This is a genomic window from Actinomadura rugatobispora (genome assembly GCF_055379765.1).
Genome location: NZ_AP029191.1, coordinates 11,894,841 through 11,916,470, shown reverse-complemented (window position 1 = coordinate 11,916,470; position 21,630 = coordinate 11,894,841). Strand labels below are relative to the sequence as shown.

25 protein-coding genes are annotated in these 21,630 nt (G+C 71.9%); 9 read left to right on the top strand and 16 right to left on the bottom strand.

Annotated features, from left to right (window positions below):
• Both ACZ466_RS53535 and ACZ466_RS53530 read left to right on the top strand, forming a co-directional pair.
• Positions 1 to 390, top strand: coding sequence for a carboxymuconolactone decarboxylase family protein (locus ACZ466_RS53535; protein WP_378293070.1), 390 nt, complete (start codon positions 1 to 3; stop codon positions 388 to 390).
• On the top strand, positions 387 to 1,241 hold the full coding sequence (locus tag ACZ466_RS53530; RefSeq protein ID WP_378293072.1) for an NAD(P)-dependent oxidoreductase: 855 nt from the start codon (positions 387 to 389) through the stop codon (positions 1,239 to 1,241). The genes ACZ466_RS53535 and ACZ466_RS53530 overlap by 4 nt, the downstream gene beginning before the upstream one ends.
• Positions 1,242 to 1,289: 48 nt before the next feature.
• On the opposite strand, the gene ACZ466_RS53525 is transcribed toward ACZ466_RS53530, so the two are convergent.
• Positions 1,290 to 1,745: a MarR family winged helix-turn-helix transcriptional regulator gene (locus ACZ466_RS53525; protein WP_378293074.1), complete on the bottom strand. Its 456-nt coding sequence runs from the start codon at positions 1,743 to 1,745 to the stop codon at positions 1,290 to 1,292.
• Positions 1,746 to 1,901: 156 nt separating this feature from the next.
• Here ACZ466_RS53525 and ACZ466_RS53520 point away from each other — a divergent pair, with 156 nt between their 5' ends.
• Positions 1,902 to 3,347 carry an MFS transporter gene (locus ACZ466_RS53520; RefSeq protein WP_378293076.1) on the top strand — a complete coding sequence of 482 codons (1,446 nt, stop codon included), beginning with the start codon at positions 1,902 to 1,904 and terminating at the stop codon, positions 3,345 to 3,347.
• 303 nt (positions 3,348 to 3,650) lie between these two features.
• Here ACZ466_RS53520 and ACZ466_RS53515 read toward each other — a convergent pair whose 3' ends face one another.
• Positions 3,651 to 3,842: a ferredoxin gene (locus tag ACZ466_RS53515; protein WP_378293078.1), complete on the bottom strand. Its 192-nt coding sequence runs from the start codon at positions 3,840 to 3,842 to the stop codon at positions 3,651 to 3,653.
• A gap of 25 nt (positions 3,843 to 3,867) precedes the next feature.
• Positions 3,868 to 4,728, bottom strand: a complete 861-nt coding sequence (locus ACZ466_RS53510; RefSeq protein ID WP_378293080.1) for a mycofactocin-coupled SDR family oxidoreductase — start codon at positions 4,726 to 4,728, stop codon at positions 3,868 to 3,870.
• Between the two features lie 508 nt (positions 4,729 to 5,236).
• Between ACZ466_RS53510 and ACZ466_RS53505 the strand changes: the two genes are divergently transcribed.
• Both ACZ466_RS53505 and ACZ466_RS53500 read left to right on the top strand, forming a co-directional pair.
• The gene (locus ACZ466_RS53505; RefSeq protein ID WP_378293082.1) at positions 5,237 to 6,055 is read left to right on the top strand and encodes an NAD(P)-dependent oxidoreductase; all 819 of its coding nucleotides are present in this window, start codon (positions 5,237 to 5,239) and stop codon (positions 6,053 to 6,055) included.
• Between the two features lie 183 nt (positions 6,056 to 6,238).
• A complete protein-coding gene (locus tag ACZ466_RS53500) occupies positions 6,239 to 6,904 on the top strand; it encodes a TetR/AcrR family transcriptional regulator (RefSeq protein WP_378293084.1) in 666 nt (221 codons plus the stop codon).
• A 58-nt stretch (positions 6,905 to 6,962) separates the two neighbouring features.
• Here ACZ466_RS53500 and ACZ466_RS53495 read toward each other — a convergent pair whose 3' ends face one another.
• On the bottom strand, positions 6,963 to 7,643 hold the full coding sequence (locus ACZ466_RS53495; RefSeq protein ID WP_378293086.1) for a TetR/AcrR family transcriptional regulator: 681 nt from the start codon (positions 7,641 to 7,643) through the stop codon (positions 6,963 to 6,965).
• Between the two features lie 162 nt (positions 7,644 to 7,805).
• Here ACZ466_RS53495 and ACZ466_RS53490 point away from each other — a divergent pair, with 162 nt between their 5' ends.
• Both ACZ466_RS53490 and ACZ466_RS53485 read left to right on the top strand, forming a co-directional pair.
• Positions 7,806 to 8,657: an acyl-CoA dehydrogenase family protein gene (locus ACZ466_RS53490; protein WP_464042386.1), complete on the top strand. Its 852-nt coding sequence runs from the start codon at positions 7,806 to 7,808 to the stop codon at positions 8,655 to 8,657.
• Positions 8,654 to 9,802 (top strand): acyl-CoA dehydrogenase family protein, encoded by a 1,149-nt coding sequence (locus ACZ466_RS53485; protein ID WP_378289878.1) that lies wholly within the window; start codon positions 8,654 to 8,656, stop codon positions 9,800 to 9,802. The genes ACZ466_RS53490 and ACZ466_RS53485 overlap by 4 nt, the downstream gene beginning before the upstream one ends.
• Positions 9,803 to 9,886: 84 nt before the next feature.
• Here ACZ466_RS53485 and ACZ466_RS53480 read toward each other — a convergent pair whose 3' ends face one another.
• From ACZ466_RS53480 to ACZ466_RS53440, 9 genes are read right to left on the bottom strand one after another with little or no spacing between them, the layout of a single operon-like run.
• Positions 9,887 to 10,669 (bottom strand): acyl-CoA dehydrogenase family protein, encoded by a 783-nt coding sequence (locus ACZ466_RS53480; RefSeq protein WP_378289881.1) that lies wholly within the window; start codon positions 10,667 to 10,669, stop codon positions 9,887 to 9,889.
• Positions 10,666 to 11,754: an acyl-CoA dehydrogenase family protein gene (locus tag ACZ466_RS53475; RefSeq protein ID WP_378289883.1), complete on the bottom strand. Its 1,089-nt coding sequence runs from the start codon at positions 11,752 to 11,754 to the stop codon at positions 10,666 to 10,668. Before ACZ466_RS53475 ends, ACZ466_RS53480 begins: the two co-directional genes overlap by 4 nt.
• Entirely contained in the window at positions 11,741 to 12,151 is a 411-nt protein-coding gene (locus tag ACZ466_RS53470) for a nuclear transport factor 2 family protein (protein ID WP_378289885.1), read from the bottom strand. Before ACZ466_RS53470 ends, ACZ466_RS53475 begins: the two co-directional genes overlap by 14 nt.
• Entirely contained in the window at positions 12,138 to 13,376 is a 1,239-nt protein-coding gene (locus tag ACZ466_RS53465; RefSeq protein ID WP_378289887.1) for a metal-dependent hydrolase family protein, read from the bottom strand. The genes ACZ466_RS53470 and ACZ466_RS53465 overlap by 14 nt, the downstream gene beginning before the upstream one ends.
• Positions 13,376 to 13,696, bottom strand: a complete 321-nt coding sequence (locus ACZ466_RS53460; RefSeq protein WP_378289890.1) for a hypothetical protein — start codon at positions 13,694 to 13,696, stop codon at positions 13,376 to 13,378. The genes ACZ466_RS53465 and ACZ466_RS53460 overlap by 1 nt, the downstream gene beginning before the upstream one ends.
• The gene (locus ACZ466_RS53455; protein ID WP_378289892.1) at positions 13,683 to 14,954 is read right to left on the bottom strand and encodes an aromatic ring-hydroxylating oxygenase subunit alpha; all 1,272 of its coding nucleotides are present in this window, start codon (positions 14,952 to 14,954) and stop codon (positions 13,683 to 13,685) included. Before ACZ466_RS53455 ends, ACZ466_RS53460 begins: the two co-directional genes overlap by 14 nt.
• Before the next feature lie 37 nt (positions 14,955 to 14,991).
• Positions 14,992 to 15,513 carry a carboxymuconolactone decarboxylase family protein gene (locus ACZ466_RS53450; RefSeq protein WP_378289895.1) on the bottom strand — a complete coding sequence of 174 codons (522 nt, stop codon included), beginning with the start codon at positions 15,511 to 15,513 and terminating at the stop codon, positions 14,992 to 14,994.
• Positions 15,510 to 16,217: an SDR family NAD(P)-dependent oxidoreductase gene (locus ACZ466_RS53445; protein ID WP_378289897.1), complete on the bottom strand. Its 708-nt coding sequence runs from the start codon at positions 16,215 to 16,217 to the stop codon at positions 15,510 to 15,512. The genes ACZ466_RS53450 and ACZ466_RS53445 overlap by 4 nt, the downstream gene beginning before the upstream one ends.
• Entirely contained in the window at positions 16,214 to 17,020 is an 807-nt protein-coding gene (locus ACZ466_RS53440) for a TauD/TfdA dioxygenase family protein (protein WP_378289899.1), read from the bottom strand. Before ACZ466_RS53440 ends, ACZ466_RS53445 begins: the two co-directional genes overlap by 4 nt.
• A 268-nt stretch (positions 17,021 to 17,288) precedes the next feature.
• Here ACZ466_RS53440 and ACZ466_RS53435 point away from each other — a divergent pair, with 268 nt between their 5' ends.
• Positions 17,289 to 18,725 carry an aldehyde dehydrogenase family protein gene (locus ACZ466_RS53435; protein ID WP_464042381.1) on the top strand — a complete coding sequence of 479 codons (1,437 nt, stop codon included), beginning with the start codon at positions 17,289 to 17,291 and terminating at the stop codon, positions 18,723 to 18,725.
• A gap of 94 nt (positions 18,726 to 18,819) precedes the next feature.
• On the opposite strand, the gene ACZ466_RS53430 is transcribed toward ACZ466_RS53435, so the two are convergent.
• Positions 18,820 to 19,512 carry an SDR family oxidoreductase gene (locus ACZ466_RS53430; protein WP_378289903.1) on the bottom strand — a complete coding sequence of 231 codons (693 nt, stop codon included), beginning with the start codon at positions 19,510 to 19,512 and terminating at the stop codon, positions 18,820 to 18,822.
• A gap of 97 nt (positions 19,513 to 19,609) precedes the next feature.
• On the opposite strand from ACZ466_RS53430, the gene ACZ466_RS53425 reads away from it, so the two are divergent.
• Entirely contained in the window at positions 19,610 to 20,176 is a 567-nt protein-coding gene (locus ACZ466_RS53425) for a TetR/AcrR family transcriptional regulator (RefSeq protein ID WP_378289905.1), read from the top strand.
• Here ACZ466_RS53425 and ACZ466_RS53420 read toward each other — a convergent pair.
• Together ACZ466_RS53420 and ACZ466_RS53415 are read right to left on the bottom strand one after the other, a co-directional pair.
• Positions 20,130 to 20,882, bottom strand: a complete 753-nt coding sequence (locus tag ACZ466_RS53420; RefSeq protein WP_378289907.1) for an alpha/beta hydrolase fold domain-containing protein — start codon at positions 20,880 to 20,882, stop codon at positions 20,130 to 20,132. The genes ACZ466_RS53425 and ACZ466_RS53420 overlap by 47 nt on opposite strands.
• On the bottom strand, positions 20,872 to 21,591 hold the full coding sequence (locus ACZ466_RS53415) for an enoyl-CoA hydratase/isomerase family protein (RefSeq protein ID WP_378289909.1): 720 nt from the start codon (positions 21,589 to 21,591) through the stop codon (positions 20,872 to 20,874). Before ACZ466_RS53415 ends, ACZ466_RS53420 begins: the two co-directional genes overlap by 11 nt.
• Positions 21,592 to 21,630: the final 39 nt, after the last annotated feature.

Here is a 21,630-nt window from a genome sequence, read left to right as displayed (position 1 = left end):
ATGGAAGAGACCGACCCGTTGCGCGCCGCGCGCGAGATGCGCCGTGCGGTGCTCGGCGACGCCTACGTCGACGGCGTGACCGCCGACCCCGACCAGGCCGGCCGCGATTTCCAGGACTTCATCACCGCGATGGCCTGGGGCGCGTGGGCCCGGGGCGGGCCGCTCACCCCGCGCGACCGGAGCCTGCTGGTGATGGCGATGACGGCGGCGCTGGGACGGATGGAGGAGTTCCGCCTGCACGCGAGCAGCTCCCACCGGGCCGGCGTCACCGACGCGGAGGTCGACGAGCTGCTGTTCCAGATCGCCGCCTACGCCGGGGCGCCCGCCGGGGTCTCGGCCAAGCGGACGATCAAGGCCGTGCGCGAGGCGCGCGAGGAGGCCCGGCGATGACGGTGGTCGGCTTCGTGGGCCTGGGCAACATGGGCGGCGCGCTGGCGGCGAACCTGGTCGGCGCGGGGTTCGAGGTGGTCGCCTACGACGCCGCGGGCCCGGAGCGCACGCCCGAGGGCGCCGTCTCCGCCGCGGGCGTGGCGCAGGTGGCCGCGAAGGCGGACGCCGTCGTGCTCAGCCTGCCGGACGGCGCCGTCTCCGCGCAGGTCGCGGGCGAGATCGCCGCGGCGGCCGGGCGGCGCACCGCGCAGGTCGTCGACACCTCCACGATCGGGCCGCGCGCCGCGCAGGACATCGCCAGGACGCTCGCGGACGGCGGCGTCGGCTACGTCGACGCGCCGGTGTCGGGCGGCCCGGCCGGGGCGCGCGCCCGCACCCTCGTGGTGATGTACGCGGGCTCCGACGACGCCTGCGCGCAGGTGGAGCCCGTCCTCGCGGGGCTGAGCGACCGCCGCCACCGGGTCGGCGACCGGCCCGGGGCCGCCCAGGCGCTGAAGCTGGCCAACAACTTCCTGTCGGCGACCGCGCTGGCCGCCACCAGCGAGGCGATCGCGTTCGGCGTGGCGGCCGGGCTCGACATGGGCACGATGCTGGAGGTGCTGAACGGGGCCAGCGGCCAGAGCGCCGCCAGCCGGGACAAGTTCCCCGAGCACGTGCTCACCGGCCGCTACGCCTCCGGCTTCACCAACGCGCTCATGACCAAGGACGTGCGGCTCTACCTGGAGGCCGTTCGCGAGCAGGCCGGTCCCGCGTCGATCGGGTCGGTGACGACCTCGGTGTGGGAGAGGTTCACCGAGGCCGAGCCCGGCGCCGACTTCACGCGCATCTTCCCCTTCGTCGAAGGCGGCTGACCGCGAGCGCCCGCCGTCCCGGTCCGGGCTCCGGGCCGGGCGGCGGGCTCAGGTACGGGGCCAGGGGCGCCCGGCGAGGCGTTCGACGTCGGTGTTGAAGCGCCTGAGCTGGTCGGCGAAGGCGGAGATCTCCTCCGGTGTCCAGTCGGCCAGGACCTTCCGCAGGCCCTGGAGGTTCTGGTTGCGCTCGTACTCCAGCCGGCGCATGCCCTCGTCGGTGATGCGGAACTTGCGGGCGATGCCGCCCTCCGGGTCGGGGATGCGCTCGACCAGCCCGGCCCGCAGCATGGCGGAGGTCTGCCGGTTGAGGGTGGAGGCGTCCAGGCCGAACGCCTCGCTGAGCTGGCCGATGGACATGGGCCCGTCGAGCAGGATGCGGCTGAGGAGAAGGTAGGCGCTGCGGTCCAGATGGCGGTCGCCGTGGATCGCGCGGACCACGCTCATGTCGCGGTGCCGCCCGATGAGCATGGTCTCGTACTCGACCCGTCGCGTGGGATCGTCCATGTCAGGCCCCCTCCCGGATCTCCTGCGTCCGGTGCCCGGCTCCGCATTCGTTAACAGTAGGTCTATCACAGTTGATATGTATGACACATATTGTGTGTATGATGCATATCTAGTCTGGGGCGTCTTGTGCTCTTACCTCGATAAAAGGGGGATTTCGTGGGGGATTCCACCTCCACCGAGCGGGCCGGCGGCATCGTCGGCGTGCTGGCGGTGGCCGGTATCGTCGCCTCGCTCATGCAGACCCTGGTGGTGCCGCTGATCGGCGAACTGCCGCGGCTGCTGCACTCCACCGCCTCCAACACCTCCTGGGTGGTGACGGCCACGCTCCTGGCCGCGGCGGTCGCCATGCCGGTGATCGGACGGCTCGGCGACCTGTACGGAAAGCGCCGCGTGCTGCTGGCCTGCACGGTGCCGCTCATCACCGGATCGGTGATCTGCGCCGTGGCCGGCTCGGTCCTCCCGATGATCATCGGCCGCGGGCTGCAGGGCGTGGGCATGGCCCTGATCCCCCTCGGGGTGAGCGTGCTGCGCGACCTGCTGCCGCCCGAGCGGCTCGGCTCGGCCATCGCGCTGATGAGCTCGTCGATGGGGATCGGCGGGGCGCTCGGCCTGCCGGTCGCCGCGGCCGTCGCCGAGTACGCCGACTGGCGGATGCTGTTCTGGGGCTCGACCGCGCTGGCCGTCCTGGTGGCGGTGCTGATCTGGCGCCTGGTGCCGGCCACGCCCGCCCGCGCCGAGGGCCGGTTCGACGTCGCCGGCGCGATCGGCCTGGGCACCGTGCTGGTGTGCCTGCTGCTGGCGGTCTCCAAGGGCGCCGACTGGGGCTGGACGAGCGGGACCACCCTCGGGCTGCTCGCGGCCGCGCTGGTGATCGTGCCGGCCTGGGGCTGGTGGGAGCTGCGCACCGGCGACCCGCTGGTCGACCTGCGGGTCACCGCCCGGCCCCAGGTGCTGCTGACCAACGCGGCCTCCATCGTCGTCGGGTTCGCCATGTACGGCCAGGCGCTGATCATTCCGCAGCTGCTGCAGCTGCCCGCGGCCACCGGTTTCGGCCTCGGCCAGTCGATGCTGGCCACCGGGCTGTGGATGGCCCCGGGCGGCCTCATGATGATGGTGACCTCGCCGCTGGGCGCGCGGCTGTCGGCCGCCCGCGGCCCCAAGGTCACGCTGTTCACCGGCAGCCTGGTCATCGCGCTCGGGTACGCCTCGTCCATGCTCCTGCTGGGCTCCACCTGGGGACTGCTGACCGTCACCTGCATCTGCAGCGTCGGCGTGGGACTGGCCTACGGATCGATGCCCGCCCTGATCATGGGCGCGGTGCCCAAGTCGGAGACCGCCTCGGCCAACAGCTTCAACACCCTGATGCGCTCCATCGGCACGTCGGTGTCGGCCGCGGTGGTCGGCGTCGTGCTGGCGCAGATGACCGTGCGGCTGGGCGCCCACACCCTGCCGTCCGAGGCCGGCTTCCGCACCGGGCTCCTGATGGGCTGCGGCGGGGCGCTGCTGGCCGCGGCGATCACCCTGGCCATCCCGGCACGCCGGGCCGCGCCCCCGGCCCTGGAGGCGGCGCCCGCCGAGAAGGCCGCCGCCGCGGTGGGCTGACGCGCCGCCGCCGTCGACGAGAGAAGGGCCGCCCGCTTCGCCGAAAGCGGGCGGCCCTCCTCGGCTCCGGTCCCGTTCCGGCCGATCACGGGGGCGGGCCCGCGATCGGCCGGAACGGACGATCCCGCCGGTGACGCTCGCCTCAGGCGTCCGCCTCACCGGCCGGGTGAACGCGCTCGCGTCGGCTCAGGACGCCGCCTCGCCGACGACCGGTGGGACGTGACCGGCCCGGCCGGCCGCCGCTCGCCGAGCCCGGTCCGAGCCTGGGACCGGGGGTGGACGTCCCAGGTCGCCGGCGTGCGCTCAGGAGATCGAGATCGCCCGTTCGGGGCACGAGCTGACGGCCTCGGCGACCTTGGCCTCCTGGTCGGCGGGCACGTCCTCCCGCACGGGGGAGGAGTGGCCGTCGATGTCGCTGAGCTCGAAGCTCTCGGGGGCGATCATGGCGCAGAGCGTGTGGCCCTGGCAGCGCTCCGAGTCGACCTGCACCTTCACGTGATGTCCTTTCGGGTGTTGGGGATCAGACGTGGTAGTCGTGCCACTTCAGATAGCCGCCGGCGTCGACGCGCATCTGCATTCCGGTCACGAAGCGGGAGTCGTCCGAGGCCAGGTACAGGACGGTCTCGCTGACCTCCCGCGGCTCGATGTGCGGGACGGGCATGGCCTGCTGCACGTAGAAGGCGGGCTCGGCGTCCTCGCGGGTGGGGTTCTCCAGGTCCGGGCGGAACGACCGGTACATCGGCTCGCTCTGCAGCATCGGCGTGTTGCAGTTCGTCGGGTGCACGACGTTGGCCCGGATCTTCAGCGGCGCGAGGTTGATGGCCAGCTCGTGGACGTAGGCCGACAGCGCGCGCTTGGTGTAGGCGTACCCGGCGCCGCCGGGGTTGGAGCCCGGGGTCTGCACGATGCCGTGGTTCATCAGCGCCGCGGCCGAGCCGGTCGCGATGATCGAGGCGCCCTCGCCCAGGTGCGGGATGGCGGCCTGGATCGCGTTGATCGTCCCGATCAGGTTGACGTCGACGACGTCCGACCACGCCTGCAGCGGCGGCTCGCCGCGCAGCGGCGCGATGCCCGCCTGCGCCACCACGATGTCGAGCCGGCCCAGCTCGGCCACGCCGCGCTCCAGCGCGTCGCGCAGCTGGGCGGCGTCGCGCACGTCGGCCTGCACCGCGACGATGCGCCGCCCGAGCTCCTCGACCAGGCGGACGGTCTCCTTCAGGTCGTCCGGGCCGGACATCTTGTAGCCGACGGTCTCGAAGTCCTTGCAGATGTCGACCGCGATGATGTCGGCGCCCTCTTCGGCCAGCCGCACGGCGTGGCTGCGGCCCTGGCCGCGCCCCGCTCCCGTGACGAACGCGACCTTCCCCTCGACACGTCCCATGTTCACTGTCCTTCCTCGTGTGGTCTGCCGCCCGACCTGCGTCGCCGGAGCGGGTGACGGCCGTCGGCCGGTTCGGGTCCGCTCCGTACGCGACCCTTCCGGTGTGCTGCGGGGGGCGTGATCATTGGATCGCCGTCGGTGAAAGCGCGTCTGGAAGGCCGTTCCGGCGGTGGGAGCGGAAGGCCTCGGAGGCCCGGTTCGGCGGTGGTCGACCGGGGCCGCGCCGCCGGGCGGCGTCCCCGGTCCCCGGAGGTCCGGCCGCGGCGCGGGTCGCATCGCCGACCTGGGCCATCACCTCCTCGAGCGACTCAGGTCACAGAAGATCGTACGCACACCCAGTCTGTTAGGCAATGATTCAGTTTCGATGAATGCAATTCAAGACTTATGAACTACGATTCAGTCCCGAAGGAGCGTCCATGAGCGGAGCGAACATGACCGAGCAAGCCGAGGCGCGCGGCGCCGCCGCCCTCGCCGCCCCGATCGCCGCGATCCCGGGGGAGGTCCTCTGATGCGGGTGGGGTTCATCGGGCTCGGCAGCCAGGGCGCCCCCATGGCGCACCGGATCATCGACGCGGGCCACCCGACGACGCTGTGGGCGCGCCGGCCCGCCACGCTGGAGCCGTTCGGCGGCAAGCCCGCGGAGGTGGCCGCCTCCCCGGCCGAGCTGGCCGCCGGCAGCGACCTGGTCTGCCTCTGCGTCGTCGGCGACGCCGACGTGGAGGAGGTCGTCACCGGCGAGAACGGCGTGCTGGCCGGGCTCGCTAAGGGCGGCGTGATCGCGGTGCACAGCACCGTCCACCCCGACACGTGCCGCCGGCTGGCGGCGACCGCGGCCGAGCGCGGCGTCTCGCTGATCGACGCGCCGGTGAGCGGCGGCGGCCCGGCCGCCTCCGAGGGCCGCCTGCTGGTGATGGTGGGCGGGGACGCCGACGTCGTCGAGCGCTGCCGCCCGGTGTTCGCCAGCTACGGCGACCCCGTGGTGCACCTGGGCGACCTGGGGTCCGGGCAGGTCACCAAGCTGCTGAACAACCTGCTCTTCACGGCCCATCTGGGCACCGCGTCCAGCCTGCTGGAGCTGGGCCGCGGGCTCGGCGTCGAGGCCTCCCGGCTCGCCGAGGTGCTCTCCCACGGCAGCGGCGCGAGCTTCGCGCTGACCAGGGTCGCCGCCGCGGGCGCGACGCTCGACGCGATGGCCGGCCACGCCGGGCCGCTGCTCCAGAAGGACGTCCGGCTGGTGGCCGACCTCGCCGGCTCGGCGGGCGCCGCCACGGGCGTGGTGCTGGACGCCGCGGACGCCGCCCTGGACCGGATGGGCCACCAGCGCTAGCCCCGCACGCGTTCGGAAGGAGCGCGGCCCGTACGGCCGTTCTGGCGGCGCCGAACGGCCGTCCGGGCGGCCACGCGGGTCCGAGTCAGCATCGTTCTCCTCCGGGGGAATATCATTTTCACGAACGGGTGGCCGGGCGGCGGAGGGCCGACCGGCCCGTCTACCGAGCGTGAGGATTGCCGCATGCCTTCCGATAAGGGTGCCGAGGGCCGCCGGGCGGGGCGGACGCTCGCCGACCGGGCGGTCCGCCGCCGGGTCGCCGCGGTGGAGGAGGTCGCGGAGTCCGACGTCCGGGCGCTCATGGACGCCGGGCTGGCGCTGATGGTCGAGGGCAACGGCCGGCGCGGCCCCCGGGTCGCCGACATCGTGGCCGCGGCCGGGCTGTCCAACGACTCCTTCTACCGCTACTTCGCCAGCAAGGACGAGCTGGTGGAGGCGATCGTCGACCAGGGCGCGCGCACCGTGGTCAGCTACGTCCGGCACCGGATCGCCGGCGCCGGCGACCCCGAGGGGCAGCTGCGCGCCGGTGTCGAGGCCGTGATGAAGCAGGCGACCGACGCCGGGCTGGCCAGCAAGACCCGAGCCGTGCTGAGCAACTCCACCGGACTGTCGCCGGGCGAGCCGCACGCCTCGGTCGTGCTCGTGGAGTCGCTGGCGGAGCTGTTCACCGCCCCCGCGGCCGCGCTGGGAGCCGAGGACCCGCAGCACGCCGCGCGGACCGTGGCCGGCGCGTCGGTCAACGCCATGCAGTTCTACCTCTTCAAGGCGCAGGTTCCCGCCGACGCCGACATCGACCGCCTGGTCACGTTCCTGCTCGCGGGGGTGAGGGCGCGGACGGGCGCCGCCTGAGGGGTCCGCCCGGTGCCGTCCCGCGGGCCCGCGGGACGGCACCGTCATGTTCCGGGGCCTACTTCTTGCGGGCCGGGCGGGACTTGGCGGGACGGTCGGAGATGCCGCCGATGCAGAACCGCCACACCTCTTCGGCCGTGACGGGCGTGGTGTGGCCGGCGATCGCGGCGCCGTTGGCCTGGGCGGTGAACATGGTGGTCTGCATGACGAGCGCGGCCAGGCGGCGCGGCCTGTCCGAGGAGATCGTGCCCTCCTTGGCCGCGTCCTCGATGAGCTCGGTGAAGAGCGTGAGCAGCGGGACGTGCGCGGCCGTCACCTCGGCGGGGTGCTTGACCAGGAGTTGCAGCGCGAAGTCGTTGAACAGCGGACGCTGGACGTCCGGATCGGGGCGCGAGGACTCGTACAGCATCTCCACCGCGACCTTGAGGCGCTGGATCGGCTCGGGCTCGGCGGCGGCCGCCTCCCGGATCCGGGCCGCCGAGGTGGCGAGCGCGTCCTCGAACAGCGCGAGCAGGAGCTCGTGCTTGCCGTCGAAGTGCTGGTAGAAGCTGCGCAGGGACTGTTCCGAACGGTCGACGATCTCCTGGACGGTGAAGTCGGTCGTTCCCTTCTCGGCGATGAGTTCCTGCGCCGTGTCCAGGAAGCGCTGCACGCGCTGCTCGGCGCGCTGTCTGACGGCACGGATGGATCGCTCGACGGCGCGCTGGCGCCAGGCGGGTCCTTCGGAGACGTCGGTCACGGACAGAACGTTATTCCATTTCTCGGTAGGGACGCGCGACGCCCGGGGAGGTGCCCGCCGCGCCTGGCGGAATCGCTGCTTGCATCTTTGAGACTGGTACTACCCTAGAATGAGAATGATACTATCGCATCTCTCTGCGGTGCGTCTTTGTGGAGGTCGCCGGTGGATGTCGAGTTCGATGAGGATCAGCGGCTGTTGCAGCAGATGGTCCGGGAGACGGTGGCCAAGTCGCGGTCGTTGCCGGAGGATCGGTTGTGGGCGCAGTACCGGGAGTTGGGGTGGTTGGAGGCTCCGCCGGTAGAGCTGGCGATCGTGCTGGAGGAGTTGGGGTATGTGGCCGATCCGACGCCGTTTTTGGCGTCGGCGACGTGGTTCGCTCCGCTGGCGGGCAGGTTGCCCGAGGGTGCGGGGACGGCGGTGTGCGACGGGACCGGGCGGTTCGTGCTGGACGCGGACAGGGCGGATGAGGTCGCGTTGGTGACCGGTGATGGTGTGGTGGTGGTGAACGGGGCGGATCTGGCGGCCAAGCGGGTGGATGTCTTCGATCCGACGCTGCATGTGGCGCATGTGGAGGCGCAGGATCTGGTCGCCGGTGTCCCGGATCTGGCGTTGATGGGGTTGGCGGTCACGGCCGTCGGCAGTTGCCGCCGGATTTTGGATCTGGTGGTGGAGCATGTGAAGCAGCGGGTGCAGTTCGGTGTGCCGATCGGGTCGTTCCAGGCGGTGAAGCACAAGGCCGCAGACATGTACGTGGCGATCGAGCGGGCCCGTGCGCTGGCGTATTTCTCGGCGTTGACGATCGCGGAGGACGACGCGGGTCGTGGCCGGGCGGCGTTGATGGCCAAGGCTGCGGCGGGGGAGTGTCAGCGGGTGGTGTTCGCTCATGGGCTGCAGTTGTTCGGGGCGATGGGGTTCACGTGGGAGAACGAGGTGCAGGTGCATTTGAAGCGGGCGAAGGCGTGTGATCTGCTGCTGGGTACCGCGTCGGTGCACAGGAAGGCGCTGGTCGCGTGAAACTCGGAATCGACCCCGAACTCGAGAAGTTCCGCGCCGAGTTCTCCGCCTTCCTGGACGCGAACCTGCCGAGCGAGGAAGAGGCCATCCCCCGCGCCCGCTCCAGCGCCGACGTGCCGGAATGGGCGAGGCGGTGGCAGCGCAAGCTGTTCGACGCGGGCTGGCTGCTTCCCGGCAACCCGCCCGAGTTCGGCGGCCGCAACGCCACCCTCCCGCAGCAACTCGCCCACCTCGAGGAACTGTCGAGGCGGCGGATCTACCACAGCTTCAACCCGCAGGGCCTGGGCATCATCGCGGCCTCGATCCTGACGTTCGGGACCGAGGAGCAGAAGCGCGAGTGGGCCGTCCCCATCCTTCGGGCCGAGATCACCGCGGCCCTGGGCATGAGCGAGCCCGGTGCCGGTTCCGACCTGGCCGGGCTGCGCACGCGTGCCGTCCTGGACGGTGACGAGTTCGTGGTGAACGGGCAGAAGGTGTGGACGTCGGGCGCCCATGACGCCGACGTGCTGCTGACGTTCGTGCGGACCGATCCCGAGGCTCCCAAGCACAAGGGCATCAGCGTCCTGCTCATCCCCACCGCCGCCGAGGGCGTGGTGCGCAGGCCCTTCGGGTCCATCGCCGACCCCGAGGACCTGGACTTCAACGAGGTCTTCTTCACCGACGTCCGGGTGCCCCGGAAGAATCTGATCGGCCCGCTGAACAAGGGCTGGAACGTGGCGCACGGCTCCCTCGGCCACGAGCGCACCCTGCTGTGGCTCAGCTTCGCCGAGCAGCTCGAGAACCTGCTCCGGGACGCCCGCAGCGACCAGGAGTGGTACGCCACGCTGGAGATGGATCTGCAGGCGCTGCGGCTGCTGGGCTATCGGCAACTGGGCGGTGACCGGGACCCGGCGGAGCTGTCGGTGCTCAAGCTGCTCGGCTCGGAGGCGGTGCAGGCGGGCAACCTGCACGCGCTGGAGGAGCGCGGAGCCGACGGCCTGGTCCATCCCGAGCAGACCGCGCCGTTCAACCACATGAGCTTCGAGCCCTTCACCAGCAGCTGGTTCGAGCGGTACACCCGCAGCTTCGCCGGCACGATCGCCGGGGGCACCTCCGAGATCCAGCGCAACATCATCGCCGAGCGCATCCTCGGCCTGCCCAGATGAGCTGAACGAGAACGCTGAACGAGGACGAGGGGGGTGGGACGCCGTCAGGCGTCCCACCCCCCTCGGCGTCCGGGAGGACGGCCCTCAGAGATCGACGAGCCGGGGCGCCCGGCGGCCCTCCAGCACCGACCCCCCGATCTCCGTGGCCAGGACGGCCGCCGAGCCCAGCAGGTCGTCCAGGACGAGGATCCGGCGGACGAACCGGTGGAAGCGGTGCTCCGCGGTGAAGCCGATGCCGGCGAGCACCTGCTGGCAGTTCCGCACGGTCGTCAGCCCGGCCCGGCCCGCCAGGGCCTTGCCGAGCTTGGCGGTCATGGGATCGTCCGCGTGGGCGAGCGCGGCCTCCGCCGCCTCCAGGGCGACCAGCGTCTCGGCCAGGCGGTGGCGCACCGCCTGGAACGAGGCCACCGGCCGCCCGAACTGCTCCCGCGCCAGCGCGTGCTCGCGGGCCAGCTCCAGGGCCGTGCGGCCCGCGCCGACGAGCTGGAAGCCCAGCGCCCTGCGGCCCGCCGCCAGCGCCTCCGCCGGCAGCGGCTCCCACTCCACCCGGGACAGCCCGAGCTCCGGGTCGAGCCCCTCCGAGGGCGCCCAGGGGCGCCCGAAGGCCAGGCCGCTCTCCGCCAGCGCCACGACGCCGCCGGGCGGGCGCTTCATCGCGTGCAGCAGCACGTCGTTGAGGACGGGCGCGTGCGCGCCCGTCTCGCCGAGCAGCCCGAAGACCAGCGCCACCGCCTCGTCCGGCGACGCCTCCAGCAGGTCGTGCCAGCCCAGCTCGACGAGGGCGGCGTCCAGGCCGTCGGGGGAGTGCGACTCCATGGCGGAGCGCAGGCCCGAGGAGAGCAGGGCCAGATCGGCGGCCTCGATCATTCGTCCCCCAGGGAGAGCAGGCGCTTGGCGATGATGTTGCGCTGGATCTCGGCGGTGCCGCCGTAGATGGTGGAGGCCCGCGAGTAGAGGAACTCCTCGCGCCAGGGCGAGGAGCCGTACTCGATCTCGCCGGGCAGGGCCTCCCGCGCGGTGTCGTACAGGCGCTGCTCGGCGGTCTGCAGGAGGATCTTGTCGATCGAGGTCTCCGCGCCGAGCGTCTCCCCCCGGTCGCGGCGGCGCTGGGTGAGCCCGGACCGCGACCGCGCCGCGTGCAGGTCCAGGTACGCCTCGCCGATCTGCCGCGCCGACGCCGTGTGGTCCTCCGCCAGCAGCCGGTCCAGCCGGGTGTAGAGGTAGGTGATCCGCTGCCAGAAGCACGAGGAGCGCTCGTCGGGGAGGATGCTCATCGCGATCTCCCAGCCCTGCCCCTCGGTGCCGAGCATGCGCGCGGCGGGCACCCGGACGCCGTCGAGGAACACCTCGGCGAACTCGTCCCTGCCGTGCATGGTCTCGATGGGCCGCACGGTGATCCCGGGGGTGTCCATGTCCATCAGGAACGCGGAGATGCCCCGGTGGCCGGGCTTGCCGGTGCGGGCCAGCAGCACGCACCGCTCCGCGTACTGGGCCAGGGACGTCCACACCTTCTGCCCGTCGATCACCCACTCGTCGCCGTCCCGGACGGCCCGGGTGGTCAGCGAGGCCAGGTCGCTGCCCGCGCCGGGCTCGGAGAACCCCTGGCACCAGGTCTCCTCGCCCGCCAGCAGCGTCGGGACGAACGCCAGCAGGTCGGGGGACCCGTACCGGATCAGCGTGGGCGCCAGCACCTCGATCAGCGTGTAGAGGCCGGGGTCGGCGAGGTTGCGCGCCATGAGCTCCTCGCCGAGCACCGCGCGCAGGATCGTGGGCCCGCCCAGGCCGCCGGCGTCCTCGGGCCAGCCCCAGCGCATCCAGCCCGCGTCGAACATCGCCCGGCGCACCCGGGAGAGCTGCGCCATCTCCCCGTCGAGCGACCCGTCGTGGACGGGGCGCAGGTCGTGCTCGTCGAGCCAGGCCCGCAGCCCCGTCCGGAACTCATCGACGCGCATGGGAGTGCGGGCGTCCCGAGTTGTGCTCACCGTTGCGGCGGATGAACGTCATGGCGCGGGTGCGCAGCCGCCAGCCGTCCGCCGTCCTGAGGTAGGTGTCGTTGTAGTAGCCGATGCGCATGTCGTGGGTGGAGTGGTCGACGAAGCACAGGTTCTGCACCCCGGTGCCCTCGTCGCCCTGGATGTCCAGGAGCGGCGTGGAGACCATGAACAGGCCCTTGGGCGCCGACTCGACCAGCGCGGGGAACTCGTCCAGCCGGTAGGCCTCGCCGAAGGCGCTGTAGGTGCCGTCGGGGGTGAAAACCTCCAGCAGCGCGTCGATGTCGTTCTTGGTGATCGAGACCGCGTACTTGGCCAGCAGCTGCTGGATCTCGATGACGTCCTCAACGTTTGTCATGGAAGACCTTCCCTCCTTTCATTACGAAGCGGACATCGGTGGTGACCGTGATGTCGTCGAGCGGGTTGCCGGGCACCGCGATCAGGTCGGCGAGGAGGCCCTCGGCGATCCGGCCGCGGTCGTCGGCGCTGATCAGCTCGGCCGCGTTCACGGTCGCCGACTGCAGCACGTGCAGCGGCGTCATCCCGCGCTCGACCATGGCGACCAGCTCGCTGGCGTTGCGGCCGTGCGGGATCGCGGGCGCGTCGGTGCCGGCCGCGATCTTCACGCCGGCCTTGGCGGCCCGGGCGATGACCGTCTGGGCGCGCGGGAAGATCTCCGCGGCCTTGGCCTTCAGCTCGGGCGCCGCGTGCGACAGGTCCATGCCCTCGGTCAGCGCCGTCGTCGGCACCAGCCAGGTGCCGCGCTCGGCCATGAGGTCGAGCGTCGCGTCGTCGATGAGGAAGGCGTGCTCGATGCAGTCGATGCCCGCCTCGACCACCGAGCGGACGGCGTCGGCGCCGTGGGTGTGCGCCGCCACCTTGAGCCCGCGCCGGTGCGCCTCGTCGGCGATGGCGCGCAGCTCCTCGTCGGAGTAGTGCTGCGCCCCGGGGATCCCGGTGTGCGACATCACCCCGCCCGACGCGCAGATCTTGATGAGCTTGGCGCCGTGCTTGATCTGGTAGCGGACGGCCTTGCGGACCTCCTCCACCCCGTTGGCGATGCCCTCCTCCACGGAGAGGGGCATGATCCCGGGCGCGTAGGCGGCGAACATCGTGGGGTCCAGATGCCCGCCGGTGGGGCTGATCGCGTGGCCGGCCGGGACGACGCGGGGGCCGTCGACCCAGCCGGCGTCGATGGCCTTGCCGAGGGCGACGTCCAGCAGGTAGCCGCCGGTCTTGCAGAACAGGCCGAGGTTGCGGACGGTGGTGAAGCCCGCGCGCAGCGTGCGTCGGGCGTTGCCCACCGCACGCAGCATCCGCAGGGGCGGGTCGTCCTGGACGGGGGAGAGCACGGCGGTCTCGCCCCGGCCGCCCATCAGGAGGTTGACCTCCATGTCCATCAGGCCGGGCAGCAGCGTGACGTCGCCGAGGTCCAGGACCTCGCCCGCCTCGCCGCCGCCCGCCGGACCGGTGCCGCCGCCGACCGCCGTGATGCGGTCGCCGTCCACGGTGATCCAGCCCGGCGTCTCGAACTCTCCCGTCTCGACGTGCAGGACGCGTGCCGCCCGGAGGGTGAGCGCCATCAGATCCGCGGCTCGGCGATCACGTCGAGGTAGGCGGCGCCGCTGTCGGGCACCCGCGCCTGCTTCCAGACCTCGACAGGGAAGGACACCATCACCAGGGAGCACATGAGCAGCAGCAGGTTGCGCTCGGGCTCGGGCAGGTCGTCGATGGGGAAGGTCTCCAGGTGCTTGTTCGCCTGCTCGAGCAGCGGGAAGGCGGCGTCGTAGAACGCCTGCATCTCCTCCATCGAGCTGGCGAGCCGCTTGGCGTACCGCTCGGGCTCACCGGGGAGGATCCACTCCTTGTACGACTCGAGCGCCGCGAAATCAGCCGGCAGCATTGTTGTGCTCCTTCACGTAGTCGCCGGCCACCTTGTGCAGGTGGCGGAGCAGGATCTCCTGGTCGTTGAGCGGGAAGTCCAGGACGCTCCGGCTCTTGAGCATCGTCTGGGTGGCCTCCAGGGTGTTGGAGTCCTGGAGGGCGTACTCCTTGAACGTCACCGCCGCCAGCTCGTGCTGGAGCCGCTCCTGCGCCGTCTTGGCGGGGACGAAGTACAGCTTCCCCTCGAAGATGTGGCGGTCGACCGCGGTCGGCCAGTAGTGGTAGGTGAGGTACCAGCCCGGGGCCCAGACCAGCAGCATGAAGTTGGGGAAGAAGTGGAAGGAGTCCACGCCCCAGGACCGGTGCCCGGCCGGGTTGACCCCGGGCGGCAGCTGGTCGAGCTCGACGCCCTCGATGTCGGGGCGCTCCCACGGGCCGAACAGGCCGCTCTTCAGCACCCGCTCGATCGGCTTGACCATCCGCGGGTCCTTGGGCGGGGACATGCCGCCCCACGAGGAGACCATCGAGTGCGGGCTCTTGATCTCGTAGTGCAGCGCCTCGAAGCCGTAGCCCAGGAGCTTGTCGGCCTCCTCCTTGGTGGCCTGCTTCTGGTGCAGGACGGGCGCGTGGTAGAACTCGGCGAACGCGTCGATGAACAGCTTCCAGTTGCTGCCGACCTCGGCCCGGTAGCTGAAGACCTCGGTCATCTCGTGGAAGGGGTAGCCCTCGATCCCCTTGGCCAGGTCGCCGAGGTAGTGCTTCAGCGGCTCGGCGTCCTGGTCGAGGTTGATGAAGACGAACCCCTCCCAGATCTCGCAGCGGACCTGCTTGAGGCCGAACTCGCTCTTGTCGAGGTCGAAGAACTCGCCCTCCTGCTGGACGAAGGTCAGGGAGCCCTCGAGGTCGTACCGCCAGGCGTGGTACTTGCAGGTGAACTGGCGGCAGGTGCCGCTGACCTCCTCACCGGGGTAGTCGTTCCACACCAGCTTGTTGCCGCGGTGGCGGCACAGGTTGTGGAAGGCGCGGATCTCCTTGTCCTTGCCGCGCACGACGACGATGGAGGTGTCGGCGACGGCCAGCTCCTTGGTGAAGTAGTTGCCGACGCGCGGCACCTGCTCCACCCGGCCGATGTTCAGCCAGGTCTTCTTGAAGATCGCCTCGCGCTCGGCCTCGTAGTGGGCCGGGTCGATGGAGTCCTCGTAGTTCACGGGGGCCGTGCCGAGCTCGGGGTACTGCTCGGTCCAGCTGCCCACGGACGGCTTGGGGAAGTGCGGCATGGTCACACTCCTTTCTTGGATGAGAATAGCATTCTCATCACACGCTATCGAAGTTCTCGTCGGTGATCCCCGGGTCGAGCTCGACCTCGAAGGTCTCGAACACCAGGGCGAGCATCGCGTAGGTGCCGACAGTGAAGACGAAGTCCAGGAGCTGGCGCTCGTCGTAGCGCTCGGCCAGCTCGGCGTAGATCCCGTCCGACAGCGGCCGCCCGCCGAGAAGCTCGTCGGCCGCCCGGTTGATGAGCGTGGGCGCGCCGGTGCGCACGCCGGCGATGTCCTCCTCGGTCACGCCCGCCTTGCGCCCCAGCCGGACGTGCGAGGCCCACTCGTACTTGCAGCGCCGAACCCAGGCGACGCGCAGGATCGCCAGCTCCTTGTCGCGGTCCGGAAGGCTGCACGCGATCAGCAGATGGTCGTTGAAGTGCAGGAACCGCTTGGCGAGCGCCGGGTGGTGGGCGAGCAGCCCCAGCACGTTGGACCGGGGCAGCTTGCCGCCCTGGACCGACATGGCGCCGGGGTCCCAGTCCTCGTAGGGGACGGGCGGGAGGCGGCGGGTCACGTGTTGCGTCCTCCGTTCACGCCGATGATCTGCCCGGTGATGTACCCGGCCTCCTCGGAGATCAGGAACGAGCAGGTCGCCGCGAGGTCCTCGGGCCTGCCGACCCTCCGGACGGGGGTCCGCTGGATGTGGTCGTCGATCGACCCGCCGAGCAGCCCGCGCTCCTCGGACCTGCGCAGCATCGGGGTGTCGATGAAGCCGGGCGGCACCGCGTTCACGGTGATGCCCTCGGGGCCCAGCTCCAGGGCCAGCGCCTTGGTCAGCCCGTTGACAGCCGACTTGGCCGACACGTAGTGCGCCATGTACTGCTGGCCCGAGTGCGCGCTGGAGGAGGAGATGTTGACGATCCGGCCCCAGCCGGCCTCCAGCATGTCGGGCAGCACGGCCTGGACGCAGTGGAAGACGCCGTTGAGGTTGACGTCGATCACCCGCTGCCACTTCTCGAACGTCAGGTTGACGAAGCGCTTGTAGCCCTCCTGCCCGGCCGCGTTGACCAGGATCGTGATCGGGCCGAACTCCTCCCGGACGGCGGCCAGCGCCTCGTCCACCTGGGCCCGGTCCGTCACGTCGGCCTTGTGGGAGGAGGGGCCGGAAGGGTTGAGGTCGAGGGCGGCGACGTTGTGGCCGTCGGCGCGGAGTCGTTCGGCGATGGCCAGCCCGATGCCCGAGGCGCCGCCGGTCACCACTGCGGTCTTCACGCTCACGCGAAAGCCTCCTCGCCGACGATGGTGGTGCGGTGGAGGGTCCGTTCCGAGGCGGCGTCGTAGGGCAGCGCCCGGTGCAGGATCCCGGTGTTGTCCCACATCACGAGGTCGCCGACCTCCCAGTCGTGGGTGTAGCAGAAGCGCGGCTGGGTGCACCATTCGAGGAGCTCGTCCAGGAGCGCCCGGCTCTCGGCGGGGTCCATGCCGACGATGTGGTCGGCGGTCGTGCCGCTGACCAGGGAGCGGCGGCCGTCGCCGCGCTCCCACACCAGCGACATCTCGCGGGAGCCGAGCGTCCGCCAACTCCTGATCTGCTCCTCGGTCGCGTCGGGGTTGGCCAGCCGCTGGGACGCCTCGAAGCTGTGCACCACGCGCAGGCCGTCGTAGCGCTTGCGGTCGCCCTCGGGCAGGTTCTCGTAGGCCGCGTAGGTGCTGGCGAACTCGGTCCCGCCGCCGACCATGGCCACGTGCCGGGCGGTCAGCGTGGTGGCCTTGATCGGCACCTCGTCGCTGGTGCCGTCGAGGTGCCAGTGGAAGGTGCCCTTGAGGTACTCGGCCGTCGGGTTCTTGGACGGGTCCAGCGAGACCGTGAAGATCTCCTTGCCGCGCAGCGAGACGACTTCGCCGATCTTGCGGCTGAATGCGAGCTGGCCCTCGTCGTCCAGGTGCAGGCCGCGGATGAGCAGGACGCCGCGCCACTTGAGCGCTTCGAGGCACCGGCTGATCAGCGCGTCGTCGAGCAGGTCCTCGACGCCGGTGACCTCCACCCCCAGACTCGGGGACAGAGCCCTCGTCTCCGTCATGGAAATCTCCCTTCCGAATGGGAGAACCTTACTCTCGGGGCTCGACCCTACGAAACCCCCGGGCGGCCTCGCGCCGCGCGCGGAGTGAGGTGGCCGTCACCCGGCGGTGCTGGCGGTGAATCCGTTCTCATTCTCGGATGCTTGATTCACATCAGCTGAGAATGTAGTTTTCACTGGTACTGGCCGTCGAGCGCCCGAGGCCGGCGGGACCGCCGAAACGGCAGGGTGCCCGGTGGTGGAGACGCCGACGATGGAAAGTGGTGCCGCCGTGAAGCGCCTGCTCATTGATGGAAAGCTGGTCGAGGGCGAACAGACCTTCCCCTCCCGCAACCCCGCGACCGGGGAGCTGGTCGGCGAGGCGCCGGAGGCCACCAGGGCGCAGGCCGAGGCCGCCATCGAGGCCGCCCGCCGCGCCTTCGACACCACGGACTGGGCCACCGACGTGCAGGCCCGGATCCGCTCCCTGGACCGGCTGTACGACGCGCTGGTCGAGCACAAGGAGGAGCTGCGGGAGCTGACGATCAGCGAGGTCGGCGCGACCCGCCAGCTCACCCACGGCGCCCAGCTGGACGACCCGCTGGAGATCGTCCGCTTCTACGCCGACCTGCTGCGGACCTTCCCGATGCGCGAGGAGATCGGCGAGGTCGAGAGCATGGGGCAGCGCCACCTGCGCTGGATCGAGAAGGAGGCCGGGGGCGTCGTCAGCGCCATCCTGCCGTACAACTACCCCAACCAGCTCGCGCTGGCCAAGCTGGCCCCCGCGCTCGCCGCCGGGTGCACGGTCGTGCTCAAGGGCGCGCCCGACACCCCGCTGACCACGCTGGCGCTGGGCGAGCTGATCGCCGAGCACACCGACATCCCGCCGGGCGTGGTGAACGTGCTGTCCTCCTCCGGCACCGAGGTCGGCGAGCTGCTCACCACCCACCCCGACGTGGACATCGTGAGCTTCACCGGCTCCACCGAGACCGGCCGGCGGATCATGGCGGCGGCCAGCCGCACGATCAAGCGGGTCTTCCTGGAGCTGGGCGGCAAGTCCGCGATGATCCTGCTCGACGACGCCGACGTCGACGCCACCGCGATGTTCGCCGCGTTCGGCATCTGCGTGCACGCCGGGCAGGGCTGCGCGCTCACCTCCCGGCTGCTGGTGCCCCGCGCCCGCCACGACGAGATCGCCGCGAAGGTCGCGGCCGCGATGGGCAAGGTCCGGTACGGCGACCCGACCCACCCCAAGACCTACATGGGCCCGCTCATCAGCGAGAAGCAGCGCGACAAGGTGGACGGCATGGTCAAGCGGGCCGTCGAGGCGGGCGCCACGCTGGTCACCGGCGGCGAGAAGGCCGAGCCGGGCTTCCACTACGCGCCGACCCTGCTGAGCAACGTCGACCCCGACAGCGAGATCGCGCAGGACGAGGTGTTCGGCCCGGTGCTGGCCGTCATCCCCTACGAGGACGACGACGACGCCGTGCGCATCGCCAACAGCACGATCTACGGCCTGTCGGGCACGGTGTTCTCCCGCGACCAGGAGCGGGCCATCGCGCTGGCCCGCAGGATCCGCAGCGGCACCTTCAGCATCAACGGCGGCAACTACTTCGGCGCCAACGCCCCGTTCGGCGGCTACAAGCAGTCGGGCATCGGACGCGAGATGGGCGTCCAGGGCCTGGAGGAGTTCCTGCAGATCAAGACCTTCGCCGCCCCGGTCGTGTGAGGGCGCGCCCGCCCGCCGGCGCGCACGCGCCGGCGGGCGGGGACGAGGAGCGTGACGAGGCGCGGGCCCGCGGAAGGCGGGCCCGCGCCGCCGTTCAGGGGAGCGGGGCCGGCGCGTAGGGGACGAGCGGCCTGCCGGGGCGCAGCACCAGTTCCGAGCCCGGCTCGGCGGTGCGCAGCGCGTTCACGACGGCCTCGGCGATCTCCCCGCCGGCGCTCCCGTCCGTCCCGTCGTGGACGTGGCCGCCCGGCATGATGCAGTACGGGTCGGCGCAGACCGCGCTGAGCCGGATGCCCTCCCGGGCCAGCGGCCCCGCCGACGCCCGGACCAGGCCGATCACCGCGTGCGTGGTCATCGTGTGGAACGGGTCGGTCTCCAGGCCGACCAGCCCGGCGACGGAGGCGGTGACCACGATCGAGCCGCGGCGCCTGCGGCGCATCAGGGGGAGCGCGGCCCGCAGGGCGTACACGACGCCGTGCTGGTTCGCCGCCACCACCGACTTGTAGCCGCGCAGGTCCAGCATGGCCGGGTCGGTGTCCGCGCAGCCGGACTCGGCGTTCAGGACGAGCAGGTCGAGCCGCCCGCCGGCGTGGGCGACCGCCCGGGTGGCCAGATCGGGGTCGCTGAGGTCGCCGGCCACGGCGACCCCGCCGATGCCGGCGGCGATCCCGTGGACCGCCGGATCGCGGTCCACCAGCACGCAGCGGACCCCCGCCGAGGCGAGCCGCCGCGCGACGGCCTCACCGATCTCGCCGGCGGCGCCCGTGACCATCGCCACCTCGGTCATGGCATCCGTCCTTCCCGCCACTCCATCGATCTCGTTGGTGTGAGCACGGTAACATCACCTACCTACATGTAGGTAGGTAGCCGTGGAAGGACGTGGGATGGGGACGAGCCGCCGCCAGGAGATCCTCGACGCGGCCCTGGAGATGTTCGCCGAACGCGGCTACCGGGGGACCTCGCTCGACGCGATCGCGGAGCGGGTGGGACTGACCAGGCAGGGCGTGCTGCACTACTTCCCGAGCAAGAAGAAGCTGCTGGCCGCGGTTCTGGAGCTGCGGGACGAGGCGAGCCGCGAGGCCCTGACCGCCGACCGCCCGGTCGGCGAGTGGCCGGTCCAGCTGGCCGAGGTCGTCGCCTACGACCGGGCCAACGCCGGCCTGGCGCAGGTCTACAGCGTGCTGGTCGCCGAGAGCGTGACCGAGGGGCACCCGGCCCAGGAGTACTTCCGCGACTACTACGAGCGGGTGCGGGCGCGCACCGTCCGGCGGCTGGCCGCCCAGTACGGGGACCGCCTGCCGAGCGGGCTGAGCCCCGAGGCCGTCGCGACCGCGCTGGTGGCGATGATCGACGGCATGCAGCAGCAGTGGCTGCTCGACCGGGAGCGGGCCGGCCACCCCGAGATCATGCGGGACGTGCTGTCGGTGCTGCTGGGGACCGCTCCCCGATGAAGGCGGCCAGGGCCGGCACGGCCGCGGCGCGCAGCGCGGCCGCGTCGGGCCGCACCTGGAGGTCCACGGTGACGCCGGAGCGCGCCCCGCGGGCGGCGAACGCCAGCGAGTCGTCCAGCAGGGGGTCGGTGCCCGCCACCAGGAGCTGGACGGGCGGCAGCCCGTGCAGGTTGGCGAAGAGCGGGCTCAGCAGCGGGTCGGTCAGCGCCGTGCCCTCGGCGTAGGCCGCCACGCGCCGCCGCAGTTCGGCGAGGTCGAAGCCCGGATCGGCGGCCGCGTTGAGTTGGAGGCTGGCCGCCTGCAGGCTCAGGTCGAGCAGCGCCGAGACCAGCGCGGCGCGGCGGGGCATGGGCGCCCCGGAGTCGCGCAGCCGGACCAGCAGCGCCGCCACCAGCCCCGCGCCGATGCCCTCGCCCGCCACCGCCACCGGCTCCGTGGAGCCGCAGCCGGTGTAGGCGGCCTGGACGTCGTCGAGGGCGGTGGGGAAGGCGGCGCGGTAGCGTGCGCACACGACCGTCGTGCCCGTTCGCCGGGCGAGCCGCCCGGCGGTGTCGAGCGCCGCCTCGGGGTCGCCGGTGAGATGCCGGTCGCCGTGCACGTACAGGACGACCGGACCGGCGGCGGCGCCGCGCGGGCGCACGATCAGGCCCAGCGGCCCCTCCTCGACCAGCACATCGCCCGGCACCCCGTCTCGCTCATCTGGCACGGTTCATCACCCTCTCCGCGGCCTCCCAGTGCTCGTCGGCCACCCACAGGCGCGCGAACGCGCGCGCCGCCTCCTGCGCGGGCACCGACCCGGAGGCCACCCGCTTGATCTCGCCCGCCGGCACGGTGGCCAGCGACCGGGCCAGGGCCCGCCAGCCCTCCTCGAAGGAGTCCCGGGGCAGGACCTGGTCGACCAGGCCGACGCGCTGCGCCTCGGCGGCGTCCAGCAGGGTACCGGCGCCCGCCAGCATGATCGCCCGGCCCCTGCCGACCAGGGCGGCCAGCCGTTCCGCGCCGCCCCACGCGGGCATGATCGCCAGCGTCGACTGGTTGAAGCCGATCTTGATGTCGGCGGCGGCGATCCGGATGTCGGCGGCCACCGCGACCTCGGCGCCGCCGCCCAGCGCGTGCCCGTTCAGCGCGGCGACGACCGGGCCGGGGAAGGCGGCGATGCGGTCGCAGATGCCGCGCATCCGCAGCGCCATGGCCAGCGCCTCGTCCTCGGTCCGGATGAGGGCCAGCTGCTTCAGGTCGCCGCCGGAGACGAACGCCCGGTCGCCCGCGCCCGTGATGACCAGGGCCAGGGCGCCGGCCGCGGCGTCGAGGGCCTTGTCCAGCTCGTCCATGGTGGCCGGGGCGATGGCGTTGCGGGCCTCGGGGCGGTTGATGGTGATGACCGCCAGCCCCTGCTCCAGCTCAAGATCTACCATGCGGCTCTCCGTGGTGAGGTGGGAGTGGTGAGGTGGGAG